This window comes from Streptomyces sp. NPDC048057, assembly GCF_040653095.1.
In the GTDB taxonomy this organism is placed as follows: Bacteria; Actinomycetota; Actinomycetes; order Streptomycetales; family Streptomycetaceae; genus Streptomyces.
The window spans coordinates 130,079-154,751 of the sequence record NZ_JBEZNF010000013.1; the positions used below are offsets into that span (position 1 = coordinate 130,079).

The 24,673-nt window shown below is 73.2% G+C and carries 16 protein-coding genes and 1 pseudogene; 8 read left to right on the plus strand and 9 right to left on the minus strand.

The window, feature by feature from the left end:
- Position 1 precedes the first annotated feature (1 nt).
- Positions 2-877, minus strand: a complete 876-nt coding sequence (locus tag AB0E05_RS17430; protein WP_361964171.1) for a hypothetical protein — start codon at positions 875-877, stop codon at positions 2-4.
- A 161-nt stretch (positions 878-1,038) separates the two neighbouring features.
- On the opposite strand from AB0E05_RS17430, the gene AB0E05_RS17435 reads away from it, so the two are divergent.
- Positions 1,039-1,878, plus strand: a complete 840-nt coding sequence (locus AB0E05_RS17435; RefSeq protein WP_361964173.1) for a hypothetical protein — start codon at positions 1,039-1,041, stop codon at positions 1,876-1,878.
- A gap of 21 nt (positions 1,879-1,899) precedes the next feature.
- Here the strand turns inward: AB0E05_RS17435 and AB0E05_RS17440 are convergent, their stop codons facing one another.
- On the minus strand, positions 1,900-2,082 hold the full coding sequence (locus AB0E05_RS17440; RefSeq protein WP_018571400.1) for a DUF6104 family protein: 183 nt from the start codon (positions 2,080-2,082) through the stop codon (positions 1,900-1,902).
- Positions 2,083-2,251: 169 nt separating this feature from the next.
- Here AB0E05_RS17440 and AB0E05_RS17445 point away from each other — a divergent pair, with 169 nt between their 5' ends.
- From AB0E05_RS17445 to AB0E05_RS17460, 4 genes are all read left to right on the plus strand, one after another.
- Positions 2,252-2,731, plus strand: a complete 480-nt coding sequence (locus AB0E05_RS17445) for a CU044_2847 family protein (protein WP_361964175.1) — start codon at positions 2,252-2,254, stop codon at positions 2,729-2,731.
- Positions 2,728-4,734 (plus strand): trypsin-like peptidase domain-containing protein, encoded by a 2,007-nt coding sequence (locus tag AB0E05_RS17450; RefSeq protein WP_361964177.1) that lies wholly within the window; start codon positions 2,728-2,730, stop codon positions 4,732-4,734. The genes AB0E05_RS17445 and AB0E05_RS17450 overlap by 4 nt, the downstream gene beginning before the upstream one ends.
- A gap of 251 nt (positions 4,735-4,985) precedes the next feature.
- Positions 4,986-6,005 (plus strand): MoxR family ATPase, encoded by a 1,020-nt coding sequence (locus tag AB0E05_RS17455; RefSeq protein WP_361964179.1) that lies wholly within the window; start codon positions 4,986-4,988, stop codon positions 6,003-6,005.
- Between the two features lie 4 nt (positions 6,006-6,009).
- Complete coding sequence (locus tag AB0E05_RS17460) at positions 6,010-9,747, plus strand: SAV_2336 N-terminal domain-related protein (protein WP_361964181.1); 3,738 nt, start codon at positions 6,010-6,012, stop codon at positions 9,745-9,747.
- A 348-nt stretch (positions 9,748-10,095) separates the two neighbouring features.
- On the opposite strand, the gene AB0E05_RS17465 is transcribed toward AB0E05_RS17460, so the two are convergent.
- The 4 genes from AB0E05_RS17465 to AB0E05_RS17480 form a co-directional block, all read right to left on the minus strand.
- Positions 10,096-13,926 carry a multifunctional oxoglutarate decarboxylase/oxoglutarate dehydrogenase thiamine pyrophosphate-binding subunit/dihydrolipoyllysine-residue succinyltransferase subunit gene (locus AB0E05_RS17465; protein ID WP_361964183.1) on the minus strand — a complete coding sequence of 1,277 codons (3,831 nt, stop codon included), beginning with the start codon at positions 13,924-13,926 and terminating at the stop codon, positions 10,096-10,098.
- A 302-nt stretch (positions 13,927-14,228) separates the two neighbouring features.
- Complete coding sequence (locus AB0E05_RS17470) at positions 14,229-15,467, minus strand: HAMP domain-containing sensor histidine kinase (RefSeq protein WP_361964185.1); 1,239 nt, start codon at positions 15,465-15,467, stop codon at positions 14,229-14,231.
- Positions 15,464-16,204, minus strand: a complete 741-nt coding sequence (locus AB0E05_RS17475; protein WP_361529274.1) for a response regulator transcription factor — start codon at positions 16,202-16,204, stop codon at positions 15,464-15,466. The genes AB0E05_RS17470 and AB0E05_RS17475 overlap by 4 nt, the downstream gene beginning before the upstream one ends.
- 91 nt (positions 16,205-16,295) lie before the next feature.
- Complete coding sequence (locus AB0E05_RS17480; RefSeq protein WP_361964188.1) at positions 16,296-16,991, minus strand: spermidine synthase; 696 nt, start codon at positions 16,989-16,991, stop codon at positions 16,296-16,298.
- Positions 16,992-17,201: 210 nt separating this feature from the next.
- On the opposite strand from AB0E05_RS17480, the gene lon reads away from it, so the two are divergent.
- Entirely contained in the window at positions 17,202-19,616 is a 2,415-nt protein-coding gene (lon, locus tag AB0E05_RS17485; RefSeq protein ID WP_361964190.1) for an endopeptidase La, read from the plus strand.
- Between the two features lie 136 nt (positions 19,617-19,752).
- Here lon and AB0E05_RS17490 read toward each other — a convergent pair.
- Positions 19,753-20,700 (minus strand): annotated as a pseudogene (locus AB0E05_RS17490) (IS481 family transposase); the annotation flags it as partial.
- A 442-nt stretch (positions 20,701-21,142) separates the two neighbouring features.
- Between AB0E05_RS17490 and AB0E05_RS17495 the strand changes: the two are divergent.
- Complete coding sequence (locus AB0E05_RS17495; RefSeq protein WP_361964192.1) at positions 21,143-21,913, plus strand: pentapeptide repeat-containing protein; 771 nt, start codon at positions 21,143-21,145, stop codon at positions 21,911-21,913.
- 51 nt (positions 21,914-21,964) lie between these two features.
- On the opposite strand, the gene AB0E05_RS17500 is transcribed toward AB0E05_RS17495, so the two are convergent.
- Complete coding sequence (locus AB0E05_RS17500; RefSeq protein ID WP_361964339.1) at positions 21,965-22,777, minus strand: lysozyme; 813 nt, start codon at positions 22,775-22,777, stop codon at positions 21,965-21,967.
- A gap of 263 nt (positions 22,778-23,040) precedes the next feature.
- On the opposite strand from AB0E05_RS17500, the gene AB0E05_RS17505 reads away from it, so the two are divergent.
- A complete protein-coding gene (locus AB0E05_RS17505) occupies positions 23,041-23,538 on the plus strand; it encodes a MarR family transcriptional regulator (protein ID WP_361964194.1) in 498 nt (165 codons plus the stop codon).
- Positions 23,539-23,669: 131 nt separating this feature from the next.
- On the opposite strand, the gene AB0E05_RS17510 is transcribed toward AB0E05_RS17505, so the two are convergent.
- The gene (locus AB0E05_RS17510) at positions 23,670-24,458 is read right to left on the minus strand and encodes a hypothetical protein (RefSeq protein WP_361964196.1); all 789 of its coding nucleotides are present in this window, start codon (positions 24,456-24,458) and stop codon (positions 23,670-23,672) included.
- Positions 24,459-24,673: the final 215 nt, after the last annotated feature.

Genomic DNA, 24,673 nt, shown 5'->3' on the forward strand with positions numbered 1-24,673 from the left:
CTCAGAGCACCTTTCCCGAGGCGGGGGACGCGGCGGAGGCCGGCACGGCCCCTTCCTCGTCCGCGGGCGGCTTGCGCAGCAGCGCGATCGACCCGGAGACCGTGGTGGCCCGCAGCGACCCCGTGCCGGCGCCCAGCGTGCCCGTGACCTTCTTCGCGCCCCACTCACCGCTGACCGTCAAGCCGTCGAAGGCGTTGGTGACGGCGCCGCTCGCCGTCTCCACGCTGACCTGCGCGTCCGCCGGGCTCGGTAGGCGGACCGCGACGTCCCCGGAGATCGTCCGCAGCGCCAGGTCGGTGGGCGGGCCGTCCGAGGGGGCCAGGTCGACGAGCATGTCCCCGCTGACGGTCTCGGCCCGTACGGACGGGCCGGCGCCGTCGATGACGGTGAGGTCGCCGGAGACGGAGTCGAACGACAGCCCGCCCGTGACGGACTGGACCTCCAGGCCGCCCGAGACGCTCTCCGCCCGGACCCGGCCGGAGAGCCGCACCAGCGTGGTGTCACCGCTGACGCCGCGTACGGACGTGTCGCCCTCGACGCCGGAGACCACCGCCGCCGCGCCCACCACGCCGACCGCCACGTCCGCCCGCGCCGGCACGACCAGGGACACCACCGCGCTGCGGTGCCAGCCCTTGCGGTCGAGCCACTTCAACCAGCCCTGCCAGGGCAGGTCGCGGTAGGCGACGGTGACCCGGGTCCCCTCCTGGGTGACGATCAGCGGAGGCCCCTCGACGGCGCTGACCTCCAGCCGGGCGGTGTCGCCCGCGGTGCCGACGACGTTGACCGTGCCGTTGACGATCCGTGCGTCGAGTGCGGTCACGGGGGAGTCGAAGACGAGCTCGCGCTCCTCGGCGACCTCCCACGAGGACTGTGTCATGACGCTGACCCTCCAGCTGGATCCGGCCCGGCAAAGACGCAACATATCGCGTCTCTCGTAAGAGACGATATATCGCGTATCGGGGTTGTCAAGGAACGCTCGCCCGTCTGCTGGTCGGCTATAACCGGTCAAAAGGGGCTCGTTGTCCTAGCGTGAGGGGTATGAACGCGACAGTCGCGGGTGCCCTGCTGTTCTGCCGTGCCGAGCCGTCCGTCGTGCGGTCGCCGGCGCAGCTCCTGCGCGAGCCGCAGCTCCTCGCCCCCGCCGGGGCCGAGTGGAGCGTCCTCGTCCCCGAGGGCGCCGCGTGGGAGGACGGCGAGCCCGTCGACCGGGTCGTCGGGGGCTGGGCCGTCGCCCTCGCCGTCGCGGTCGGGCTCGGCCGGCCCGTACTCGCCCTGTGGTGGGACGCCGAGCGCGCCGGCTTCACCCTGGCCACCGGCTTCCGCCGCCCCGTCGGGTACGTCTGGCTGGCCGACGGCACACCGGTCGGGGAGGACGAGGCGATGACGAGCTTCGCCGCCCGGCTCGGGCTCGACCCCGTCCTCGACGTCCAGGCGCTGGCCCCGCTGACCAGGGACGACCTCGACTCCTTGGGGGCGGACCGGCTGCGCGGGCTGATCGCCGTCCTGGCCCGCGCCGGCCTCGAAGCGCCCCGCGGCCTGGCCCCGGGCGACCCCGCCGACCGGCTGCACGCCGCCGCGCTCGCGCTCGGCGCCCAGACCGTCGAGTGGGCCGGCTGGCGCGACGCGGTGCGCACGGAGCTGCACGCGGTGGAGGAGAGCCTGGACCACTGGCTGCGGGAGCCCAAGGAGCGCATCGCCCCCAAGGCGCTCGGCGTCGCCCAGGTCACCGCGGGCGTGCCGCTCGCGCTGTGGGGGCTGCGCCGGGCCCTGCGGCCGGGCGACGGCGGGGGAGCGGGCTGGGCCGCGGCCGGCGCCGTGCTGATCGCCCAGGGCGCGCTGCTGCTGGCGTACGAACGCCGGCGGGCCCGGGTGCTGTGACCCCGGCCGCGCCTACGCCCCCTACTCCTCGTCCTCGTCGTCGTCCAGTCGGGCCAGCCACGTCGCCAGGCGCTCCACCGGGACCTCGAAGTCGGGGTTGAGGTCGACGAAGGTGCGCAGCTGCTCGGCCAGCCACTCGAAGGTGACCTCCTCCTCGCCGCGCCGCTTCTCCAGTTCCTCGATGCCGCGATCGGTGAAGTACAAGACATGCTCCTGGGAGGGATGGGGGACTACACCGCCCAGATTACGGCGACTGCCGGGCTACCGGACGGCCGGCTACCGTCGTCGCCAGACCCGCATGCGCCAAGTCGCCTGCGGCGCGGGCGGGTTGCCGTCGACAATGGCGGAGAGCGGCGAAGAGACGGGGGATACGGTGAACGGACGCGTCCAGCGGATAGAACTGCCCGGGGGAGCGGTGGTGCACGCCCGGCTCTCCGCGCCCGAGGGCGGGTACGGCGACGACGACGAGGACGTCGGCTTCGTCGAGAACGCCACCGCCAAGGTGCAGCAGCTCCAGCAGCTCGTCACCGACGTCGGCGCCTCGGTGCTGCGGGCCGCCGCCGCGGCCGGCCCCGACCAGGCGAGCGTCACCTTCGGCGTGGAGCTCACCGCGAAGTCGGGCGCCGCCCTCGCCGTGCTCGCCTCCGGCGAGACCAAGGCGTCCGTCCAGGTCACCCTGGTCTGGCAGCTCAAGGACCAGCCGGGAGCCACCGCCCCCGGGGCCGCCGCGCCCGCGCCCGTACCCCCGCCGCCGGCGCACCCGCCGCAGCCCGCGCACGCCCCCGCGGCGCCCCCCGCACCGGACGGCCGGGACGGTGGTCACGACGGTCCGCCCACAGCGGCACCGTCATGACCTCCGCCGCAACCGGCGAGTCCGACCCGGTCATCGACGCCCTGCTGCGCGCGGCCACCGTCCACCTCGGCGGCCGGGACGGCGCGCCCCCGTGGGGCACCGGCTTCTTCGTCGCCCCCGGCACCCTCCTGACCTGCGCACACGTCCTGGCGCCGCATCTGAAGGGCGACCCGGGCCGGATCTTCAAGGTCGGTGGACCCGAGCTGAACGGCGGCGAACCCCTCGACGCCCGCCTCGACCGCTGGCTGCTCGACGGCGGCCCGCTGCCCGAGCACAAGGTGCCGGTGGAACAGGACCTGGCGCTGGTGCGGCTGCTCGACCCCGACGCGGAGCACGAGTGCGTGTGGCTCACCGACCGCACGGACTACGCCGGCGGTCGTGGCGTCGTCCTCGGCTACCGCCCCGGCGGCGAGGCCCAGCAGCACCGGGCCGTGCCCTGGAAGGCCACGGCCCGGGTGAACGGCTTCGACGACGCGTACGGCTTACGGATCCGCCCCGAGGTCGAGTTCCCCAAGGGCGGCTCCGGCTCCCCCGTGCTCGACGCGCACACCGGCGCCGTCGTCGGCGTGCTGAAGTCCCGGCGCACCGGGCGCGACGGCGGGCTCGCCATCGCCGTCACCGCCCTGCGCCGGTTCGGCCCGGCGTACCAGGAGCTGACCGCCGCCCACGACCGCTGGCACGGCCGCTCCCCGAAGGTCACCGGCCACAACTGGATCGAGCGCCAGCACCAGCTCCCCGGCGCCGGCGTGCGGACCGACGGCGACCACTGGAGCCCCCGGGACCGGCGCGAAGCGCTGGCCCACCTCGCGTCCGTCCACCCGCCCGACGGCATCCGCCCTCTCACCGAACTCGCCAAGAAGGCCCGCGGCGGCGTCGCCGCCCCACCAGGGCAACTCCTGCCGCGCACCTGGCGCGACGGCCACGGACTGCTGTACGAGGCCGGCCAGCCCGCAGCCGCCATCGCCGCGCTGCACTACCTGCAACTGGTCGTCGAGTACGACCGGGCCCGCGGCGGCGACCCGGCCCCGCTCGCCGACTGGGTGCTGCGCCGGCTCCAGGACGTCCCCCGGATCGTGCACACCGTCGTCACCCAGGCCACGCTCCCGCCCGGGCTCGTCCAGGAGCCGGCGGCGGACGGGGCGAGCGACCACCGGCTCGTGATCCGCTACCCGCGGCTCGGCGACGGGCGGGCCGTCGTCATCGTGGAGCTGGAACCCGTCGTCGACGCCGCGACGCCCCGCTTCTACTGGCGCATCCGGGTCGACGACGGCCACGACGTCAACGAGCCGCTGCACGAGGCGCAGACCGGCGACGGCACCCCGCCCGAAGGGCTCGTACGGGAGCTGCGCGCGCCCCTCGCCGAGGTCTTCGCCTCCGTCGACGCACCCGGCGCACCCGCCCCGCTCGAAGTCGCCCTCCCCGCCGACCACTTCGACACCGCCGTGCACCGCTGGCAGCTCACCGAGATGGCCCGGCTCCACCATCCGGCGTACGTCGGCGTCCGACGCATGGTGGTCCTGCGCGACCTCACCCGGCGGGGCGAACCCCACGCCGACTGGCTGGATCGCTGGCGACGGCTGACGGACGCGGCCGGGCTCACCGCCTGTCGCACCCCGCCCGCACGCCAGGTCCCGCGCCCCCGCCACCTGGCGGACATGCCCGCGACCGGCGTGCCCGTCCTGTGCCGGCCGGTCGGCAGCGGGGTCGGGCGGCGGGCCATCGGCATGGCCCTGGACGCGGGCCACGGGGTGGCGCTGTGGCAGACGGACGTCCATCCCGACCAGGGCTGCTCCGACTTCTGCGACGAGGTCCACGAAGGCGCCGCGACGCTGCTCGCCCGTACCGCGGGGGCGGACGAACTCCCCGACCGGCTGCGCCGCATCCGGGACGACATCAGCGGATCGCGCAGCGGCGGGCACTGGGCCGAGGGGGTCGCCCTGCTCTACGACGACCCCTGCCGCCCGCTGCCGTTCGACGCCGACGGGCCGGTGGACTCCCCGTGAGCGCCCACAGACGCATCCCGACGACCGCTTCCGTCGACGCATCTCCCACCTGCACCGATGTGCGATTCGTCGATGTTCGATGCGTTTCATCGGACTTGCGGAGGAGGGGCCTCCTCATGAGAAGACATCAAACAGTTCACCCCCTCCCAGTCATGGGAGGGCCCCGGGCCGGGCATATAGACCCCGTTGCCCGCCAGCGGTCCCGCGGCCGAATCCGCAGCCGAGGAATGCCGAGGAATGAGGAGCGAGCGATGGACGACTGGCTGATCTACCGAGGGGTCGGCGCCCCGGCCCCCGACCGCATGCGGCTCCTGCCGCCGCCACCGCCGTGGCGCGCGTTCTCCGGAGTGCCGCTGCCGGACGCCGCCCCGCCCGTCGACAGCGCCTCCACCCGCCGCCTCGGCGCCCGCGTCGGAGCACCGCCAGCCCAGGACGCCCAGGCGCTCCAACTGATCAATGCCGCGCTGTACTTGCGCCGCCCCCTCCTGGTCACCGGCGAGCCCGGCTCCGGCAAGTCGACCCTCGCACACTCCATCGCGTACGAGCTGGGGCTCGGCCGGGTCCTCCAGTGGCCCATCGTCAGCCGCACCGAACTGCGCGACGGCCTCTACACGTACGACGCCATCGGCCGCCTCCAGGACGCCCAGCTCGCCGGACGCGAGGCCCGCGACCCGGACGCCCCCGGGTCGATCGGCAACTACGTCAAGCTCGGCCCGCTCGGCACCGCGCTGCTCCCCTCCGAGCTGCCCCGGGTGCTGCTCATCGACGAGCTGGACAAGAGCGACATCGACCTGCCGAACGACCTGTTGAACGTCGTCGAGGAAGGCGAGTTCACCCTCCCCGAGCTGGAGCGCACCGCCGACCGGCCCGGGCACGAAGAGGTCAGCGTCCTCACCGACGACGGCCGCCGGGTCCCGGTGCGCGGCGGCCGGGTCCGCTGCCACGCCTTCCCCTTCGTCGTCATGACCAGCAACGGCGAACGGGACTTCCCGGCGCCCCTGTTGCGCCGCTGCATCCACCTCCACCTCGACCCGCCGCGGGACGAGCGCCTCGCCTCCATGGTGCAGGCGCACTTCGGCGCCGGCGCCGACGAGCGGAACCTGGACCTGATCGGCCGCTTCACCCGGGAGGACGGCGACGGCGAACTCCGCCCCACGGACCAGCTGTTGAACGCGATCTATCTGACCCACCACGCGGCCCGGGCGGAGCCGGGGCGCCGCGAGGAGATCGCCGAGCTGCTGATCCGGCCCCTAGAGACCCGGCAGCGGTGACGTCATGTCCGAGGAGCGCCGCCCGCCGCAGCCCGACCCGGAGGAGAGCCGTGACCGGCTCCCGCGGGAGCGGCGGACGCCCCCGCCCGTGCTGCCGCCGCTCCCGCCGCCCGTGGTCGGACTGCCCGTCGCCCCGGCCCAGGAGCCGGCGGAGGAGGACGCCCCGGCCGCATCACCGTGGGAAGCGCCGCTCCCGAGGCCGGCCGAGCGGAGCGATCGGGGCGAGCGGGATGCCGGGTTCGGGCTGGCTCCCGGTTTCGTCCCGCCGCCCGGCTTCCCCTCCGTACCGCTCCCACGGCCCCTGCGGTACGGTCCGCCGACCCTTGCCGAAGGGCCCGCCGATGACGACGAGCCGGCGCAGTCGCCCGGCCCGCCGCCGTGGCCCGGGCACCTGGCGCCACCGGTCGACCCGGTACCGCAGGCGCCCCCCTTCCTCGTACGGGTCCGCGGCGCGGGAACACCGCCGCGGCACGCGCCCCGACCGCCCGCCCCGCTCACCGCCCTCGTCACCCGGCTGCGGGAAGCCGAGCTGAAGCCCACCGCCGAAGAGGTCGCCGACGCGCTGTGGCTCGCGCGGTACCTGCCGGCCCCCGGCCCGCGCCCCCCGGGGGGCGACGCGACCGGCCGGACGGCGCCGAGCGCGGACGGGACGCCCGTACGACACCCCGCCGACCCCGCCCCGCCGGCCGCACCGCAGCCGCCGCTCCCACAGCCACAAGAGCCGTCGAGCCTGGTGGGACTGTACGGACCGGCCCAGGCGGAAGCGACGTACGGCGCCCTCGTCGACGGCAGCATGCGCCGCATCCCCGTACCCGCGCCCGCCGCCCTGCCCGACGCGCTCGCGCTGGAGCGGTCCCTGCGCCTCCTCCAGCGCTACCGGCCGCCGCGCCGACACGTCCGCCGCGAGCTGGACGAGGTCGCGACCGCCGACCGCGCCGCCGACACCGGCATCGTCGTCCCCGTGCTGTCCGTCGTACGCCGCAGGGAAGCCCGGCTCGCGCTCGTCATGGACGAGTCCAGCTCCAACGTGGTCTGGTCCCGCGCCCTGGACGAGCTGCGCCAGATCTGCGAACGCGCCGGCGCCTTCCGCGAGGTCGCCGTCCACCGCATCGCCGAGGACGACGCCCCGCCCACCGACCTCGGCGACCCCACGGGCCGGCAGCTCACCGTCGTCCTCAGCGACTGCGCCGGCCCGCTGTGGCGCAGCGGACTGATGCAGCGCCTGCTGCACTCCTGGGCGGCCACCGCGCCCGTCTCCGTCGTCCAACCCCTCCCGCAGCGCATGTGGGGACGGACCCACCTGCCCGCGCGGCCCGGGCTGCTGCGCCGCCGCGAAGGGCCCGCCGGACGGCTGGAGTTCGTGCCGCGCACCGGCGCCCCCGTCGACGACGGACTGCCCGTGCCCGTGCTCGCGCTGCGGCGGTCCTCCTTCGAGGCGTGGACCCGGCTCGTCGCCGGCGCCACCGGACGGTCCCTGTACGCCGCCGCGGCCGTCGTGAAGGCCCGGCACCGACCCGCCGCCGCCCGCGCCCGCACCGAACGCCGCATCGACCCCGCCGAACGCGTCCGCGCCTTCCGCCGCACCGCATCACCGGCCGCCGCGCAACTCGCCGTCTATCTGTCCGCCGTGCCGCTGCTGCTGCCCGTGATGCAACTCGTCCAGCGCGCCATGCTGGGGCGCAGCGGACCCGACGTCCTCGCCGAAGTGCTGCTCAGCGGGCTGCTGCGGCGCGACGACCGCCGCACCCCCGAAGACGCCGCGGCGGAACGGGACGAGGACGGCCCCGCGTACGCCTTCCTCGACGGCGTACGCGAGGAACTCCTCGGGCAACTCGGCGCGAGCAGCGCCTCCCTGGTGCTCAAGCAGTGCTCCGAGTACGTCGAGTCCCGCTACGGGCGCACCGTGCGCAACTTCCCCGCCCTGGCCGCGGCCTTCCTCGACGGCTCCGTCAGCCCCGCCGACCGCTTCGCCGAGCCGGCCGTCGCCGACCCCGGGCCGCACTCCCGCCGCCTGTGGGCCTTCGCGCAGGTCTCCACCCAGGTGCTGCGCCGCCTCGGCGGCCCCTCGCCGACCGCCACCCCGCTCGGCACCCCCGAAGACGGGCCGGCCGGCCTCGCCGCCCAAGCCCGGACCTGCCTCGACCACTTCGGCGAACACGGCACCGTGCGCGACCTGGACACCGCGATCCGCCTGCTCGGCTCCGCCACCCGCGCCGAGCGCCGCGCCGCCGCGCGCGCCGCGCTCTACGGGGAGCTGGCCGACGCGCTGCTGCGGCGGTGGTTCCTGCGGCCCGTCCCCGAGGACCTGCCCGAAGCGCTCGACGCCGCGCAGAACGCGATCGCCGGCGCGTCCGAGGCACACCTCACCCTGGGCCGGCTGCTGGAGATCATGGCGGAGGAGGTCGCCGCCGGCCGCCTGAGCACCAAGCTCCTGCCCGACTGGGTGGCCGTGCGCGCCGGCACGGACGGCGCCGACCCCGCCCCGATCGCCGCGGTCCTGCTGGCCGCGGCCGACGGGAGCCTCGCCGAACTCACCGAAGGGCCCGGACGCTGGGACACCGCGCTGCGGGAGGCCGCGACGCCGCTGCGGGTGCGGGTGCTGCGGCGGCTCGCGGTCACCGGCGCGCCGTACGCGCTGCGCGGCCCCGCCACCCCCGGCCAGTGGGCCACCACGACCCTCGGCACCGCCGTCGACGTCGTCCAGGCGCTCATCGACGAGAGCCTTCCCGGGCCCTACCCGGACCCCGACCGCGTCGAGCACCACGAGACCGCGCTGCTGCTGCGCGGCGGCCTCCTCCTCGACCTCGCCCGCCACCACCGCGGCGAGGGCCCCGTGGCCGCGGACGCCGTCGACCCCGCCGCCTCCCGCGGCTACGCGGAGCGCGCCGGCGACGACCTGCTCGCCGGGATCGACGGCATCGACCCCGGGGCGGGCGCGCCCGGCGCCTCCGCGGAACTGCTGCGCGCCTGGCTGGAGTACGCGGACGCCATCGAGTTCGCGTACGAGCACCCCGACGACGACGCCAGGCTGCGCATCCTCCAGGCCCTCGACCAGGCCCGCCGCCACGTGGAGCGCGACGAGGCCGCGGAGGCGGGCATCCTGCTGCGGATGGCCCGCCACCTGGAGCAGCGGCACGCCGAGAGCGGGAGCTGGTCCCACCGCGACTCCGTCATAGCCGCGTGGACGGAGGCCCTGCCGCTGCTGCCGTGGCACGACCCCGGACGGGCCGGCGTCCTCACCTCCCTGGGGCGCCGGCTGATCGAACGCGGCGTCGACAAGGACGCGCCGGGCGACGTCCACACCGCCGTACGGCACCTGCGCAGCGCGGTCGACCAGACCGCGGCCGGCGACCCGGCGCTCCCGGAGCGCAGGGCGCTCCTCGGCCACGCCCACCTCGAACGCTTCCGCGCGGACGAGGCACTCGCGGACCTCCACGAGGCGGACTGGACGCTGGGGGAGGCGGCGCGCACCACGACGGACCCGGCGCTCGCGGTCACCGCGCGCTGGCACCGCGCGCTCGCGACAGCGCTGCTCGCTCGCCGCACGGCGTCGCGTGAGCGCCTCCTCGACGCCGCCGCGCACTGCCGCGCGGCGGCGTCCGGCCCCCGCGAGCTCCTGGACGCGCTCCTCGCGGCGCACCACGCCCGCGCCTCCCGCCTGGCCCGCTCGGCGGGCCCGGAGCGCGCCCTGGAGGAACAAGAGACCGTCACCACGCTCCTGACGGAGTCCAACCTCCTGTAGAGACGCCCCCTGGACGACCTCGCCGCTTCCCTGCGGACGGTTTGGTCTCCGCGGCCGGTGGTGGGTTGCTCGCGCAGTTCCGCCCCCTGTGCCCTGCGGGCACGGGGGGACCCCCACCTACGCCCAGAGGGCGAGGGGGACCCCCAGCGCCCCTGTTCCGCTGCCCCCGCCACTCATCTGCGGGTGCAGGCGGAGGGGTTAGGGGCGCGGGGAACTGCGCGAACCGCCCACCACTCGGCCGCAGAGGCCAACGCTGCCGTACGGCGATGGCGAGATCGCCCGGGAAACGGGGGAGGCCCGGCCCCCAGGAAGGGGCCGGGCCTCATAGCGCTAGGTTGCGCGCAAGGGCTACGCGTCGAAGACCTCGGCGACCAGCTGCGCCTGCTCCGCCTGGTGCCGCTTCGCCGAACCCACCGCCGGCGACGAGCTGTGCGGACGCGAGATCCGCCGCAGCCGCTCGCCGTGCGGCACGTCCGCGCCGACCGCCAGGTCGAGGTGGTCGATCAGGTTCAGCGCGATGAACGGCCAGGCACCCTGGTTCGCGGGCTCCTCCTGGGCCCACAGGTACTTCTCCGCGTTCGGGAACTTCGCGATCTCCGCCTGGAGTTCCGCACCCGGCAGCGGGTACAGCCGCTCCAGTCGGATGATCGCCGTGTCCGTCACGCCGCGCTTCTTCCGCTCCGCGTCGAGGTCGTAGTAGACCTTGCCGGAGGTGAAGACGACCTTGCGCACCGCCGTCGGGTCGACCGACTCGTCCCCGATGACCGGGCGGAAGCCGCCGGTCAGGAACTCCTCCGTCGTCGACTGCGCCGCCTTCAGCCGCAGCAGCAGCTTCGGGGTGAAGACGATCAGCGGCTTGTGGTGCGGGTTGTGCACCTGCCACCGCAGCAGGTGGAAGTAGTTCGACGGCAGCGTCGGCATGGCGACCGTCATGTTGTTCTGCGCGCACATCTGGAGGAAGCGCTCGGGGCGGGCGGAGCTGTGGTCCGGGCCCTGGCCCTCGTAGCCGTGCGGCAGCAGCAGCGTGACGCCGGAGGTCTGGCCCCACTTCTGCTCGGCGGAGGAGATGAACTCGTCCACGACGGTCTGCGCGCCGTTGACGAAGTCGCCGAACTGGGCCTCCCACATCACCAGCGACTCGGGCCGCGCCAGCGAGTAGCCGTACTCGAAGCCCATCGCCGCGTACTCGCTGAGCAGCGAGTCGTAGACGTTGTAGCGGGCCTGCTCGTCGGTCAGGTACAGCAGCGGGGTGTAGTCCTGGTTGGTCTGCTGGTCGACCAGGACCGCGTGGCGCTGGCCGAAGGTGCCGCGGCGGGTGTCCTGGCCGGACAGCCGCACCGGGGTGCCCTCCATCAGCAGCGAGCCGATGGCCAGGGTCTCGCCCATGCCCCAGTCGATGGTGCCGTCCTCGACCGAGGACGCGCGCCGCTGGAGCTGCGGCAGCAGCCGCGGGTGGACCGTGATGTGGTCCGGGATGTTGACCTGGGACTCGGCGATCCGCTTGACGACCTCCTGGGAGATCGCGGTGGTCACGGCCACCGGGAACTCCGCCTGCGGGTCGGGCACGTGCGTCGGCGCCGGGTGGCTGGTGGCCTCGCGGACCTCCGCGAAGACCTTCTCCAGCTGGCCCTGGAAGTCCTGGAGCGCCTGCTCCGCCTCTTCCAGCGTGATGTCGCCGCGGCCGATCAGGGACTCGGTGTACAGCTTGCGCACCGAGCGCTTCTTGTCGATCAGCGCGACCATCTGCGGGTTGGTGAACTGCGGGTTGTCGCCCTCGTTGTGACCGCGGCGGCGGTAGCAGATGAGGTCGATCACGACGTCCTTGTTGAACGTCTGGCGGAACTCGAAGGCGAGCCGGGCGACGCGCACGCACGCCTCCGGGTCGTCGCCGTTCACGTGGAAGATCGGCGCCTCGATCATGCGGGCCACGTCGGTGGCGTACATCGAGGAGCGCGAGGACTCCGGGGCGGCGGTGAAGCCGACCTGGTTGTTGATCACCACGTGGACGGTGCCGCCGGTGCGGTAGCCGCGCAGCTGCGACATGTTCAGGGTCTCCGCGACGACGCCCTGGCCGGCGAAGGCCGCGTCGCCGTGGAGGGCGACCGGCAGGACGGTGAAGTCCGTGCCGCCCTTGTTGATCACGTCCTGCTTGGCGCGGGCGACGCCCTCCACGACCGGGTCGACCGCCTCCAGGTGGGAGGGGTTGGCGACCAGGGAGACCTTGATCTGCTCGCCGTCGAGACCGGTGAAGGTGCCCTCGGCGCCCAGGTGGTACTTCACGTCGCCGGAGCCGTGCATCGACTTCGGGTCGAGGTTGCCCTCGAACTCGCGGAAGATCTGCGCGTACGACTTGCCGACGATGTTCGCCAGCACGTTCAGCCGGCCGCGGTGGGCCATGCCGATGACGACCTCGTCCAGCCGCGCCTCGGCGGCGGAGTCGATGACCGCGTCCAGCAGCGGGATGACGGACTCGCCGCCCTCCAGGGAGAACCGCTTCTGGCCGACGTACTTCGTCTGCAGGAACGTCTCGAACGCCTCGGCGGCGTTCAGCCGGCGCAGGATCCGCAGCTGCTCCTCGCGCTCCGGCTTGGCGTGCGGGCGCTCCACGCGGTCCTGGATCCACTTGCGCTGCTTGGGGTCCTGGATGTGCATGAACTCGATGCCGGTGGTGCGGCAGTACGAGTCGCGCAGCACGCCGAGGACGTCCCGCAGCTTCATCAGCGTCTTGCCGGCGAAGCCGCCGACCGCGAACTCGCGCTCCAGGTCCCAGAGGGTGAGCCCGTGCTCGGTGATGTCCAGGTCGGGGTGCTTGCGCTGGCGGTACTCCAGCGGGTCGGTGTCGGCCATGACGTGGCCGCGGACCCGGTAGGAGTGGATCAGCTCGAAGACGCGCGCCGCCTTGGTGACGTCGTCGTCGTGCGAGGCGTCGATGTCCTTGAGCCAGCGGACCGGCTCGTACGGGATGCGCAGCGCCTCGAAGATCTGGTCGTAGAAGCCGTCCTCGCCCAGCAGCAGGTTGGCCACGATGCGCAGGAACTCGCCGGAGGCGGCGCCCTGGATCACCCGGTGGTCGTAGGTCGAGGTCAGCGTCATGACCTTGGAGATGCCCAGCTTGTTCAGGGTGTCCTGGGAGGTGCCCTGGAACTCGGCGGGGTAGTCCATGGAGCCGACGCCCATGATGACCGACTGGTTGGGCATCAGACGGGGCACGGAGTGGACCGTGCCGAGGCCGCCGGGGTTGGTCAGCGAGACGGTGACGCCGGTGAAGTCGTCCATCGTCAGCTTGTTGCTGCGGGCGCGGCGGACGATGTCCTCGTACGCCTGCCAGAACTCGAAGAAGTTGAGCGTCTCGGCCTTCTTGATGGCCGCGACGACGAGCTGGCGGTCGCCGTTCGGCTTCACCAGGTCGATCGCGAGGCCGAAGTTGACGTGCTCCGGCTTGACGAGGGTCGGCTTGCCGTCCTTCTCCGCGTACGACCAGTTCATCGACGGCATGGCCTTGAGGGCCTGCACCATCGCGAAGCCGATGAGGTGGGTGAAGGAGACCTTCCCGCCCCGGGCGCGCTTGAGGTGGTTGTTGATGACGATGCGGTTGTCGAAGAGCAGCTTCACCGGGACGGCGCGCACGGACGTGGCCGTGGGCACCTCCAGCGAGGCGTTCATGTTCTTCACGACGGCGGCGGAGGGGCCGCGCAGGGTGACCAGCTCCGGGCCGCCGGCAGCCGGAGCGGCGGCCTTGGGGGCCGCGGCCGGCTTGGCGGCCGGCGCCGGCTTCGCAGCTGGGGCGGCAGCGGCGGGAGCAGCCGGTGCGGCAGCCGGTGCCGGGGCGGCCGGTGCCGGGGCGGCCGGAGCCGCGGGCGCAGCGGGAGCCGCCTGGGCGGGCTGCTGCGGCGCGGCCGGGGTGGTGACCTGCGCCGGCGGCGCGGCGGCGGGCGCGCCCTCGGCGGGCGCCTCGGCGGCGTTCTTGCCGCCCGGCTTGTAGTCGGCGAAGAAGTCCCACCAGGCGCGGTCTACGGAATCGCGATCCTGGAGGTACTGCTGGTAGATCTCGTCGACGAGCCACTCATTGGCGCCGAAGGCGGCTGCAGGGCCCTGGCCCTGCGTGCCTTGGTCAACCGTGGGGGCACCTCCCGGCCGGAGGCTGGGGGAGCTGGCGTTACTGGGGACCTGAGACGACACGGCGGCAACCGCCCTCTTCCGCTTCACAAGGTGGTGGACAGCGGAAATAAAGGCTACGCCCCCGGGGCCGGTAGATGCAGGCCGGGCGGGCCATCGTCGCGTATGTCACACCGAAACGCGGGTTTCATGGTGAGGAATGGCGGGAAACAACCACGGTTCGCCCATGCCGAGGATGTGGCGGACCGTACCGGTTCGCACCACTGACCAGGAAGAACACTGGTGAACCCACTGGTCCGCCGCGGTCAGTGGCCCTACCCATGGCGGGTACACACAGCCTGACCGGCGGTCGTTCGAACCCTACGTCAACTTCGCTGCGCGGGGATTCCCGGAAGAGTGACGAGGATGCGGCAGCCCCGTGCCGATTCGGCCACGCCTATGCGCCCGCCGTGCAGGTCCACGGCCCAGCGCGCGATGGCGAGCCCCAGGCCCGTGCCGCCGTCGCTGCCCTTGCCGTGCGGGGAGACGACCGAGCCCCGGTTGAACCGTTCGAAGACCCGGTGGCGCTCCTGCTCCGGAATGCCCGGCCCCTCGTCCACGACCTCCAGGTCCAGCGACTCCGGCTGCCGCCCGCGCCGCGCCCGCACCGTGACCCGGCCGTGCGGCGGCGAGTGCTTCACCGCGTTGTCGATCAGGTTGGCCACGACCTGGTGCAGCCGTTCGGGGTCCGCGTGCGCGGTCAGCTCCGGCGGCGACACGTCCAGGTGCAGATGGACGTCGGTACGGGTGTGGTGGCCGGAGCCGGACGCGAGCCGGCGCTGCGCCCCCGCCAGGTTCGCCTCCTTGAGCACCCCCGACAGGTACGGCCACACCTCGAAGCGGCGCGCCCGCAGCGGTACGACACCGTTGTCGAGGCGCGAGAGGTCCAGCAGGGTCTCCACCAGCCGGCCCAGGCGCTCGGTCTGGGTGAGCGCCGTGCGCATGGTCTCCGGGTCGGCCGCCGAGACGCCGTCCACCACGTTCTCCAGGACGGCGCGCAGTGCGGCGATCGGGGTGCGCAGCTCGTGCGAGACGTTGGCCACCAGCTCCTTGCGGTGCAGGGCCACGGCCTCCAGGTCGTCCGCCATGCGGTTGATCGTCGAGGCCAGGTCGCCGAGCTCGTCCCGGCGGTCCGCGCCGCGCACCCGCTGGGTGTAGTCACCGTGCGAGATGCCCTTGGCGACCGTGTTCATCTCGTCCAGCGGCGCGGTCAGGCCGTGCGCGAAGAACTGGGTGATCAACAGGGTGGCGATCACCGAGAAGACCGTGATGAAGCGCAGCTCGGTGGAGGTGCGCAGGGCGACCAGCAGCAGTCCCGTGGTGATGAAGACGGAGACCACCACGAGCGTGCCGAGCTTGGTCTTGATCGTGATCGGGACGGCGCCCCGCCGGCGGCCCTCGCACGGCTCCGCCCGGGCGCCGCGGCGGGCCGGCCCCGCGCGCTCGCCCCGGCCGCCCGCGGGGGGCGTGCGCGGGGCGCGCCGCGGCCGGCCCTCCCGGGCGGGCGACTCCGCGTAGGCGGGCGGCGCCGAAGGCGCCGGGGCGGCCCGGGTGCGCCGTCTCATGGCGCTGGCGTCTCCAGTGCGTACCCGACGCCGTGGACCGTACGGATCCGCTCCGCGCCGATCTTCCGGCGCAGCGCCTTGATGTGGCTGTCGACCGTCCGGGTGCCCGAGGCGTCCGCCCAGTCCCAGACCTCCGCGAGCAACTGCTCCCGGGAGAGCACCGCGCGGGGCGTGTTGGCGAGACAGACCAACAGGTCGAACTCGGTCGGGGTGAGGTGCACGTCGTCACCGCGCACCCGCACCCGTCGCTGGGCGTGGTCGATCTCCAGCTCGCCCAGCCGCAGGATCCCGCTACGCGGAGTGACCGCGGCGAGCGCGGCGCGCTCCACCCGGCGCAGCAGCACGTGGACCCGCGCCGCCAGCTCCCGCATCGAGAAGGGCTTCGTCATGTAGTCGTCGGCCCCGACGCCGAGGCCCACCAGCATGTCGGTCTCGTCGTCCCGGGCGGTCAGCATCAGCACCGGAACCGGGCGCTGCGCCTGCACCCGGCGGCAGACCTCCAGGCCGTCGAAGCCGGGCAGCATCACGTCCAGCACCATCAGGTCGGGCTGCCAGGCGTCGGCCGCGTCGACCGCGGCCGGGCCGTCCGCCGCGGTCTGCACCAAGAAGCCCTCGGCCCTCAGACGTGCGGCGATGGCGTCCACGATCGTCGAGTCGTCCTCGACGACCAGCACCCGTCGCTGCGCGCCGGGCGTGGCCGCCACGCTCGTCTGGGTGGTGGTCTGTGTCTGTTCCATCGCCCGCCCCTGTAAGCGCTCTCGGGAGATTCACGCTCGTTGTAGATCCGGTGTGTAGTTCAGCAGACTAAGCGCACTGCGCACCAGCCTGCTACGCAGGCCGAACGCCGAGGTGGACCACGTCCGGTACGCCTCGGGCAACCTGGATCTCTTCGGTTCTTACCCCGTTGAATCCGGCATTCCGCAGGGCGCGTTCAAAGGGTGCGGAGGGCTGTGCGGACCAGACGGCGAGGACGCCTCCCGGTCGCAACCGACCGTGACACAGGGCGAGTCCGGCCGGTGCGTACAACGCGTCGTTGTCCTCGGTCACGGTCCAGTCGGGGCCGTTGTCGATATCCAGACATAGCGCGTCGTAAAGGTCGTCCGCATCGCGGAGATGGGTCAGCAGGTCCGTGCGGAGGATCACGCTCCGGGGGTCCGCGAGCGCCGGTCCCGAGACCGCCGCGAGCGGGCCCGAACGGTGCCACTCGACGATCGCCTCCTCGCGTTCGACCACGGCGATGCGACCCCAACGCGGGTTCCCCGCGGCGTGCGCCAGGGAGAAGCCGACGCCCAGTCCGCCGATGAGCAGCTCAGGTCGCTTTTCGGCCGACTTCGCGGCGGCGGGGTCTTCGGCGGCGGTGAGGGTTTCGAACGCGGCGTCCACGAGCCGCCGCTCGGAGCGGCCGTCCGCGGTGTCCATCAGGAAGCACCCGTTGGCGATGATCTCGTGGTGATCGCCCCGGCGGCGCAGGACGATCTCGCCGTACGGGCCGTCTCGGCGGTCGAGGGTGACGGGCTGGGGCACGGGACCTCCGGTGCAGTGCGGGCGGCGCGGTGGGGCCATCGTGGCCGGGTCGCCGGCGGTGTGCGAACGGATAAGGCCAAAGTGCGGCTTGGTCGCGATATCCCGCACTTCAGCGACGTGATCGCTCAGAGCGAACAGGGGGTGGGGAACATCTGGGGGGCACCGCGCATTGAGTCGGTACAGCTCAAGTTCACTGCCAAAGGGGAGATCATGGCTGCTGAGTCCGACGCCTTCACACCGCTCACCCTGCCCGTGCTGCCGCTGGACGACGAGGTCGTCCTGCCAGGCATGGTGGTGCCGCTTGACCTGACCGACGCGGAGGTGCGTGCCGCGGTCGAGGCCGCGCAGGCCGCCGCGCGCTCGTCCGGTGCCAGCAAGCCACGGGTGCTGCTTGTTCCCCGCGTCGACGGCACGTACGCCGCGACCGGTGTGCTCGGGACCGTCGAGCAGGTCGGCCGGCTCTCCGACGGCGACCCCGGCGCGCTGATCCGGGGCCGTTCCCGGGTGCAGATCGGCGCCGGGACGACCGGCCCGGGCGCCGCGCTCTGGGTCGAGGGCACCGCGGTCGACGAGATCCTGCCCGACCCGCTGCCCGGCCAGGTCCTGGAGCTGGTCAAGGAGTACAAGGCCCTCGCCACCGACTGGCTGAAGAAGCGCGGTGCCTGGCAGGTCGTCGACCGCATCCAGCAGATCGACGGCGTCTCCCAGCTCGCCGACAACGCCGGGTACTCGCCCTTCCTCACCACCGCCCAGAAGATCGAACTGCTCGACACCGTCGACCCGGTGGCCCGGCTGCGGCTCGCCACCGACCAGCTCCGCGAGCACCTCGCGGAGCAGGACGTCGCCGAGTCCATCGCCAAGGACGTCCAGGAGGGCGTCGACAAGCAGCAGCGCGAGTTCCTGCTGCGCCGCCAGCTCGACGCGGTCCGCAAGGAACTGCGCGAGCTGAACGGCGACGCCGAGGGCGAGGAGTCCGACGACTACCGTTCCCGCGTCGAAGCCGCCGACCTGCCCGAGAAGGTCCGCGAGGCGGCCCTCAAGGAGGTCGACAAGCTGGAGCGGGCCAGCGACCAGAGCCCCGAGGGCTCCTGGATCCGCACGTGGCTCGACACCGTCCTCGAACTGCCGTGGAACGAGCGCACCGAGGACGCGTACGACATCCAGGGCGCCAAGACCGTCCTCGACGCCGAGCACGCGGGCCTGAAGGACGTGAAGGAGCGGATCACCGAGTACCTGGCCGTGCGCAAGCGGCGCTCCGACCGCGGCCTCGGCGTCGTCGGCGGACGGCGCGGCGGCGCGGTGCTGGCGCTCGTCGGCCCGCCCGGCGTCGGCAAGACGTCGATCGCGGAGTCCGTCGCCCACGCCATGGGCCGCACGTTCGTCCGCGTCGCCCTCGGCGGCGTACGGGACGAGGCGGAGATCCGGGGCCACCGGCGCACGTACGTCGGCGCGCTCCCCGGCCGCATCGTCCGGGCGATCAAGGAAGCCGGTTCGATGAATCCGGTCGTCCTGCTCGACGAGATCGACAAGGTCGGCTCCGACTTCCGCGGCGACCCCGCCGCGGCGCTGCTCGAAGTCCTCGACCCGGCGCAGAACCACACCTTCCGCGATCACTACCTGGAGGTCGAACTCGACCTGAGCGACGTCGTCTTCCTGGCCACCGCGAACGTGCTGGAGGCCATCCCGGAGGCGCTGCTCGACCGGATGGAGCTCGTCCGGCTGGACGGCTACACCGAGGACGAGAAGGTCGTCATCGCCCGGGACCACCTGCTGCCGCGCCAGCTGGAGCGGGCGGGCCTCGCGGCGGACGAGGTCGTCATCGACGAGTCCGCGCTGCGCAGGCTCGCCGGCGAGTACACCCGCGAGGCCGGCGTGCGGAACCTGGAGCGGTCCGTCGCCCGGCTGCTGCGGAAGGTGGCCGCGGAGCACGAGCTGGGCGACCGGGAGCTGCCGTTCACCATCGGCGCGGAGCAGTTGCGCGGGCTGATCGGACGGCCGCACCACGTGCCCGAGTCCGCGCAGGACCCGGCCGAGCGCCGGACCGCGGTGCCCGGCGTCGCCACCGGCCTCGCCGTCACCGGCGCGGGCGGGGACGTGCTGTACGTCGAGGCGTCCCTGGCCGACCCGGAGACGGGCGCGTCCGGGCTGACGCTGACCGGGCAGCTCGGTGACGTGATGAAGGAGTCCGCGCAGATCGCGCTCTCCTTCCTGCGGTCGCGCGGCGCGGAGGCGGAGCTGCCGGTGGCGGACCTCAAGGACCGCGGGGTGCACATCCACTTCCCGGCGGGCGCGGTCCCGAAGGACGGTCCGAGCGCGGGCATCACGATGACGACGGCGCTCGCGTCGCTGCTGTCCGGGCGGCCGGTCCGCACGGACGTGGCGATGACGGGTGAGGTGTCGCTGACGGGTCGGGTGCTGCCGATCGGCGGCGTGAAGCAGAAGCTGTTGGCGGCGCATCGGGCCGGGATCACCACGGTGGTGATCCCCAAGCGGAACGAGCCGGACCTGGACGACGTCCCCGCGGAGATCTTGGCGAGCCTGGAGGTCCATGCGGTGACGGACGTCCGCGAGGTGCTGGACATCGCCCTCACCCCCGCGGAGCTGCGCGTCCCCGCGGCGGCGTGACCCCCGGGGCGCCCGAGCCTCTTCCCGGGGCCCGGGCCCCCGGTGCGCCCGGACGCGAGCGCCGTTGCCCTGCGGGCGCGTTGGCCGGTACGGCCCGGTGGGGCTTGCTCGCGCAGTTCCGCCCGACACGCCCGATGTATTGCCCTGTGAGGTTGGGGACGCGGCTGGCGGGTGGTTTGCCCGCGAGTGCGGTGTGTCCGCGGTGGTGATTGTAGGTGTGGAGCCATTGCGGGAACGCTTCGCGGCGTTCCTGTTCGGAGCGGTAGGGGCGGGCGTAGGCCCATTCGTCGAGCAGGGTGCGGTTGAGGCGTTCGACCTTGCCGTTGGTCTGGGGCCGGTAGGGCCGGGTTCGCTTGTGGGTGATCCCGGCCGCCGCCATCGCGTCGCGCCAGGCGTGGGACTTGTAGCAGGCGCCGTTGTCGGTCAGGACGCGTTCGACGGTGATCCCGCAGGCGGTGAAGTAGGCGTGGGCCCTGGTCCAGAAGCCGGTGGCGGTGTCCTTCTTCTCGTCGGCGTGGATTTCGCTGTAGGCGAGGCGGGAGTGGTCGTCGACGGCGGTGTGGATGTAGCCGTAGCCGGCGTTCTCGCGGTTCTTGCGGCCTGCTTGGCGGCCGAGGGCTTTGTGGCCGCCGCCGTCGGGGATGTTGCCGAGTTTCTTGATGTCGACGTGGACGAGTTCGCCGGGCATCTCGCGTTCGTAGCGGCGTATGGCCCGGCCTGTCGCGCGGTCGAGGTGGGTGAGGCGGGCCAGACGGTAGCGGGCCAGGACGCGGTGGACGGTGGAGGGGACGAGGCCGAGGAGGTGGGCGATGCGGGCCGGGCCCCACCGGCGCAGGACCCTGACCTTGATGATCCGGCGCTCGGTCCGGGTCGGCGTCCGGCGGGGACTGCGATGCGGACGAGACGAGTGGTCACTCATGCCCGCCTCGCCCAGAGAGCGGTAGCGGCTCGCCCACCGCTGTGCCGTGGTGGGCGAGACCTGGAAGCGTTCGGCGGCCCGGCGCAGGGGCCAACCGTCCTCGACCACGCAGCGGGCCAGACGAAGCCGTCCGGTCTCGGTCAGGGGTGCATTACGGTGGGGCATGAGGGCCTTCTGCTGGTTGGTGTAGACGTCGCAATCCACACCGAACCCGGAAGGCCCTCACCCGTTCAAGACACCTCGGCCGAGACCTGCGTCACCCGTCCACAACCTCCCGGGGCAATACACCTAGACCGTTTCCCCACGGGCGGGTTGGCGTGTGCGGACGGTGGGTGGTTCTCGCGCAGTTCCCCGCGCCCCTGTTTGGCTGCCCCCGTCCCCTGCCTGCGGGTTGTCGCGCTGACCAATCCTTGCAAGCCGACGCCTGGGGCAACCCAGGGGCGCGGGGAACTGCGCGACAAGCCATCCACGGGGCGCGGAGACAAAACCGCCCGCGGGGCTACGGCGGGATCGTCCAGGGGCGCGGGCAACCAGGTCGCACGGGGCACCGCTCCCGCGGGGAAAACGCGCGGTCGGGCCGCCCGCGGGGGCGCGGGAGAATGGGGGGATGGATCAAGACACCGCCTTGCGCGGCGACTGCGCCGCGTGCCTCGGGCTGTGCTGCACCGCGCTCCCCTTCCGCGCCTCCGCCGACTTCGCCGTCGACAAGTCCGCCGGCACCCCCTGCCACAACCTCACCGCGGACTTCCGCTGTTCGATACACGCCCGGCTGCGCACCAGCGGCTACCGGGGCTGCACCACGTACGACTGCTTCGGCGCCGGGCAGCGCGTGTCGCAGCACACCGGCGTCGCCGTCGTCGAGGCGTTCCCCGTCGCACGGAATCTGCACGAGCTGCTCTGGTACCTGGCCGACGCGCTCACCCACCACGCCGCCCGCCCCCTCCGCAGCCGGCTGCGGGAGCTGTACGCGGAGACGGACGAGCTGGCGCGGCGTGAGCCGGGTGCGCTGCTCGCGGTGGACGTGGACGCGCAGCGGCAGAAGGTGAACGCGCTGCTGGTGCGGGTCAGCGAGCTGGTGCGGGCCCCGGTGCGCGGGCGCAAGAAGGACCGCAGGGGCGCCGATCTGATGGGCGCCCGCCTGCGCGGCGCCGATCTGCGCGGCGTGAGCCTGCGCGGGGCGTACCTGATCGGCGCCGACCTCGCCGGCGCGGACCTGCGCCAGTGCGATCTGATCGGCGCCGATCTGCGCGACGCCGATCTCACCGGCGCCGATCTGCGCGGCAGCCTCTTCCTCACCCAGATGCAGGTGAACGCGGCCAGGGGCGACGCCGCGACCGGACTGCCCGCCGCCCTGGACCGACCGACGCACTGGTCGTGACGCAGTGACACGGCCGGTCCGGCAGCAGAGCCCGGCCGCGGCCCGGCCCGCTCAGCCGTTGGCGAGCGCCACGACCCGGTCGTAGGCGCCGTTGAACTTGTTGTGGTCGCCGACGATCGGCCCGGACGAGGTGTACTGCCACATCGTGTAGAAGCCCCAGCCCGCCGGCAGGGTGCCGGGCGTGGTGTTGTACCGGGCGATCCACAGCGGGTTGCTCGCGCCGAAGCCGCTGTAGTTGCCGGTGCACTGGGTCCACCAGCTCGTCGCGGTGTAGATCACCGCGTCCCGCCCGGTGCGGGCCCGGTACCGGTTCAGGAAGTCCCGGATCCAGGTCACCATCTGGGTCTGCGTCTTGCCGTAGCAGGCCGCGCCGTAGGGGTTCCACTCGATGTCGAGTGCGCCCGGCAGCGTCTTGCCGTCGCGCGACCAGCCTCCGCCGTTGTTGACGAAGTAGTCCGCCTGCGCGGCGCCCGACGCGGTGTCCGGGGTGGCGAAGTGGTACGCGCCCCGGACCATTCCGATGTCGTACGAGCCGTTGTACTGCTGGGCGAAGTACGGGTTCTTGTAGTACGTGCCCTCGGTGGCCTTCACGAAGGCCCACTTCACGCCGCTGGTCCACAGGCCGGACCAGTTGACGTTGCCCTGGTGGCTGGAGACGTCGACGCCTTCGGTCTGGACGGCGCGGGTCGGGACGGGCAGCCCGCCCTGGCCGTCGTGTTCGACGACGCCCATGCCCATGTGGGCGGAGCCGCGCGGTGGGCGGTCCCCGTCCTGGGGGGCCGGTGCGGCGGTCGCGGCGGCGAGGGGGGACAGGACGGCGAGGAGGGTGCCGACCGCGGTCGCGAGCGTGCGGCGGGGTCTCATCGACGCGTGGTGGGGGACGGTCGTTCCGGATCTCTGCACGGACATAAGCGTGCCTCCGACGGCGCTCGGTGGGGGGATCGGACGGAGCGTCGGCATGACCGCGATGGACCAACATGGTGTGGACATGCCATATCTGACGCTACGCACGTAGAAGGGTGTCCGGAAGGGGCCGAGGATGGTGCCGTTGGTCTACGCCTGCGAAATACTGACCGAACTGCAAAGACGGTGGTCATTGACGAAAACTTTCAGGAACCGGAAAGCCTATGAGGGGTTCTGACGTGCACGAAAGCGGTACGGGGAGTGAAGCCAACCCCAACGGTGTGAGTGGTGTGGACCAGGTGTTCCTGGGCCTGGAGCGGGAGTTGGCCGTATTCCTACGCCGTGCACGGTCGCAGTCGGGGGAGATGGCGCGCGAGGTCCACCCCGGACTGGAGTCGTCCGCCTACGGGTTGCTCGTGCGACTGGAGGACGCGGGAGCCCAGCGGGCCACCGACCTCGCGGCGTACTTCGGTGTCGGCAAGGCGACAATGAGCCGCCAACTGCGGGCGCTGGAGGACGTCGGCGTGGTCGTCCGCGAGCCAGATCCGGCGGACGGGCGGGCGTCACTCGTCCGGCTCACCGAAGAAGGTCTGGAGCGGTTCCGCCGGGTGAGGGACGCGCGCCGCGAACGGTACGTCCGCAAGCTCGCGAGCTGGGACCGCGGTGAGATCGCGGAACTGGCGCGGCTGCTGCGTCAGCTCAACGACCGGGCGGAGGACTGACGCCGCCGCCCGCGACCGGGCGCCGCTGACGGGCCGGCGGCGCCGGGGCGGTCCGGCGCGACCCGGGCCCGGCCCGGTACGACCGCGGCCACGACGGTCACGGCCCGGCCGCGGCGCGGCTGAGGCACGGCTCACAGCTCGGCGAAGACCACCGCCGCGTCGTCGTGCAGCTTCCAGCGGATCACCGCGGTGCGCTCCTTCGCCGCCGTCTCGACGGCGCGCACCCGGTCGATCAGCCCCTGCGGCCCCTCCCGGCGCACCACGGCGACGCACTGCGCCCAGTCGCCCTCCTCGAACATGTCGACCCAGCGCGAGGCCCCGTCCGTGAGCGCCGTGAGCGAGCGGACCTCGGTGCGCGGGGTGCGGCCGGTCACCGCGCGCCCGGCCACGGACGGATCCGCCGCCGCGGTGAAGAAGCCGCCCTCGGCGTTGCGCAGCGCGTCCGCCGACGCATGGGTGCGCAGCGCCTCCCGGGGCAGCCGGTCGAGCCGGTCGTCCAAGATCGCCCGCACCTCACCGGAGGGCGTCTCCACGAGGAGGGCGGAGTCCGAGAGCACCAGATGCTCGACGTCCTCCAGCGGTCCGCCCCAGCGCGCGAGGACCACCGTCGCCTGGGGCGTGCGAACGTGAGAAAGGTCACAGGTTTGCCGGTGGGAATCCGCGGTGCGGCGGATTGCCGTGGAGAGGATTTCGGTCAGGGACAGGTCACGCCGCGTCGTGGAGAGTTCCAGCAGCGCACCGCCGAGGTGCGCGGTGAACCACGGGACCCCGTGCATGCAGCCGTCATCGCCGGTCGGAGGGGTCACCCCGTCGAGCGCCACGAGGGATCCGCCCTGGCCCGCAGCGGGCAGGGCCGCTGACACCCAGTCTTCGTTGGGCCGTTCGGCGGATCCGGGCGACGTGGCGAGTTCAATGCGCATGACGCACAGTCTGCATGACACGTTCACGCAACCCCCACACCCGGCGGAATCCTCCGTACGGCCAGGTCAGCGCGGGTCCGTCGGGGCGATGGCACCCCTGTTGGCATATGCGGGCGCGCATCCTGCCAAAGCCGGGCCGGAAGATCCAGTCAGCCTCGCGGAACCGTTCATTCCGGCAACGCAGTGAAGTTGTTTGCCAACTCCCCGGTGATGTT